The organism is Rhizobium tibeticum (assembly GCF_900110205.1).
In the GTDB taxonomy this organism is placed as follows: Bacteria; Pseudomonadota; Alphaproteobacteria; order Rhizobiales; family Rhizobiaceae; genus Rhizobium; species Rhizobium tibeticum.
This window is the reverse complement of sequence record NZ_FOCV01000121.1, coordinates 1-2745: the sequence shown is the minus strand read 5'-3', so window position 1 is coordinate 2745 and position 2745 is coordinate 1. Positions and strand designations below refer to the sequence as shown.

Annotated in this window: 4 pseudogenes; all 4 read right to left on the bottom strand. The window is 60.8% G+C overall.

The features are described 5' to 3' along the window. Positions 1-96: 96 nt before the first annotated feature. A pseudogene (locus BSG20_RS38285) lies at positions 97-1154 on the bottom strand (IS110 family RNA-guided transposase); the annotation flags it as partial. Between the two features lie 59 nt (positions 1155-1213). Further along, a pseudogene (locus BSG20_RS34980) lies at positions 1214-1500 on the bottom strand (transposase); the annotation flags it as partial. Positions 1501-1507: 7 nt separating this feature from the next. Next, positions 1508-2076 (bottom strand): annotated as a pseudogene (locus BSG20_RS34975) (IS701 family transposase); the annotation flags it as partial. Between the two features lie 303 nt (positions 2077-2379). Further along, a pseudogene (locus BSG20_RS39205) lies at positions 2380-2493 on the bottom strand (transposase); the annotation flags it as partial. Positions 2494-2745: the final 252 nt, after the last annotated feature.

Here is a 2745-nt window from a genome sequence, read left to right as displayed (position 1 = left end):
CAGACCCAGGATCAGTCCGAGAAATGGCCGCCTTCAAATCGGAATGCTGGCCGGAATGAAATCGGAATGACTGGCCGGCTTCATCGGAATACGCAGGCCACCGTTGCGGGCGACCCGTTCGTGGAACCAGCGGGCAAGATTCGTTGCCGGCTGATGGCGCAACCACAACCATGCGAGCTGGATCAGCGTCGTTCGCAGTCGCGGATTGCCAGCCTTTGAGACGCCCTGCTCGCGATCGATCGATCCGCTCCGCCATGGGGATGGGGCCAGCCCCGCATAGACAGCAACCTGTCTACGGTTGTCGAAATGCCGGAACAGGCCTTCCGCATGGAGAACGGCCGCAAACTCCTGACCAATGCCCTTGAGGTGCAGCAACACTGCGGTTGGTGCCAGGGCATCCACCATCGGCGCGGCCAACTGCGCATCCCGTTCGGCCTCGACCGCCTTGATCTGTTCCAGTAGCAATTCGAGGCGGTCGAGTTCCCGGCTGATCTAGGCCTTCATGCGGGAAGGCAGCACGCGGCTATCCCCGGTGCGAAGCTCATCCAGGCGCGCGCGCCGATCACGGCGCAACTGCTCGTAGTCCCGGATGCCCTGGCTGAAGAGCAGACCCTTGATGCGGTCAACGTGGACGACTCGCTCGGCGACCAGCGCCTTGCGCTCCCGGCCAATCCGGCGGCGATCCTCGTCCTCGGGAGCCGGCACCCTGACCATCGAACAGACACGCGGTTCTCCTCTGTTCCAGGCCATCAGAGTGCGCACCAGCACCTCGCCATCGAGGCGGTCCGTCTTGGCGCGTCGGTGACGGCGCGACACCGCGACCGAGGCGGCATCGACGACGTGACTTTTAATCCACTCCTCCCGGTTCAGTAGCCGGTCGAGCCAGAAGCCGTCGAGCCCCGCTTCTTGGATCACTACCAAGGGGAAAACTGCCCGGTACGTGCCCGCGTCTTCAGACGCAGTTCGGCGAGGCAGGCAAGCAGCCCGGCGCTGTCGCCGCCGGCGACGCCGTACCGCGACATCTTCTCGCTGCCTGGCGCAAGCGACGTGACCAGCCACGTCGATTTCCCGAGTTCCAGGGAGACGAGGATTGCGCCGATGTCCGAGCAAATAGCGGCAGGCGACGCGGGTCGATGGTCTGTAGAAACATGCATGATTGACCTCCAGAGGATCTTGAGCGAACCCACTCTGCCATGGTGCGGGGCGCTATCCACTCCTCATGGGATCTTTTTCCCGTGGCCGCATGCTGGTGAACACGGACACAGGAGCTGTCGATCATCACGATAGCGCCGTCAAAGGGTTTTGGCGACATCGCGTAGAACATCGTCCCAAACGCCCGCCTTTCTCCATCGGACGAAACGGTTATAGCACGTGGTATAAGGCCCATATCGCTCTGGCACATCCGCCCAAGGCGAGCCGGTGCGAAACCCGCCACAAGATGCCGTTGATCACCCGACGATCATCAACACGCGGCACGCCCCGGCTCTTGGTCGGCAGCAGCGGTTGAGGCCAGGCCTGGCTTTGTAGCGAAGGCTATAGCCTCGGGAACATGAGTTGCCGCCAGCCTTGCCGGATCGCCGGTCCAGCTCTTGGGCAAGTACAGGGCTCGATCGATAAAGGCATGACCGCGAACGGACACATAGGCGGCGAACACACCGATTTGGCAGTTCGTTATCTTGCCTGCCGAACCTGTATATTGACGTGCAACGCCGCACGCTGTCTTGCCCTGCTTGAGGAAGCCCGTCTCATCGATGACCAGGACCCATCATTGGTGGCGAGGTTTGCTACAACATACTCTCGCACGATGTCGCGAAGTCCGTCCGCGTCCCAACCCCCGCGACCCAGAATGGCTTGTTGCCGCCACGGGCCGGGATCACCGGCCGCCTCAGCGCGCATCCAACCTGTCTTACGCCGCTCGTCACCCAGCAAGCTGTCCAGGAAAAGGTTCGCAGATGCTGCAACTCGCTCCTGCGTAAACAGCTTCCGCATTCGAGACTTCACGTCACGCAGCGACGATGCCCAAAGTTCAAGCGTAGTCTCGATTGATGCACCTGTCATCCATGACCTCCGAATCATGGAGCCCCATAGATTCAGACTAGAGATAAATATGCAACTGTAATGCTAGTAAGAAGGTCGAGGCGCGCAAGCGTGCTTCGAGCGTTGCTGCCTTGACCAACCCTGTACAGACCACTGCGTTGGCTTGTTCCGCTACGAACGTACCCACGATTTCTGTCGCCGCGGTCGTTCCAGTTGCTGTGGTTGTTGTTGTGGTCGCGATCTGACTTACTCAAGCCGGTGTGCAATCGCCGCCGCTCGCCGCTCGACCGCATTTCCGGTGGGAGGCTGCTGATCAACGTGGTCACCGATCCGGTCGAGAACATTGTCGGCGCAATAAAGCCCGGCAATACGATCATGGACGAAGGAGAAGTCGATCACCGCGTCGATCTTGCGAAGCAGGTGATCCTTCGGCACCAGGCTGTCGAGCGTCACCATCTCGAGAGCCGTCTGGGAAGAGACAGGTTTCTTCAACCTGTCCCACTGCACAAAAACCCCCAGCCAGGCCAGGGGTTTGTCAGCAGTCTGGGGCGGCCCGAAGGCCGCCCTATTATCTGATTGATTGCTGTGGAGGCTTTCGCCTTTTCACATCATGCCCATTCCGCCCATGCCGCCAGGCATTCCGGCCGGAGCGTCCTTCTTCGGCAGCTCGGCGATCATGGCTTCCGTGGTGATCAGCAGCGAAGCAAC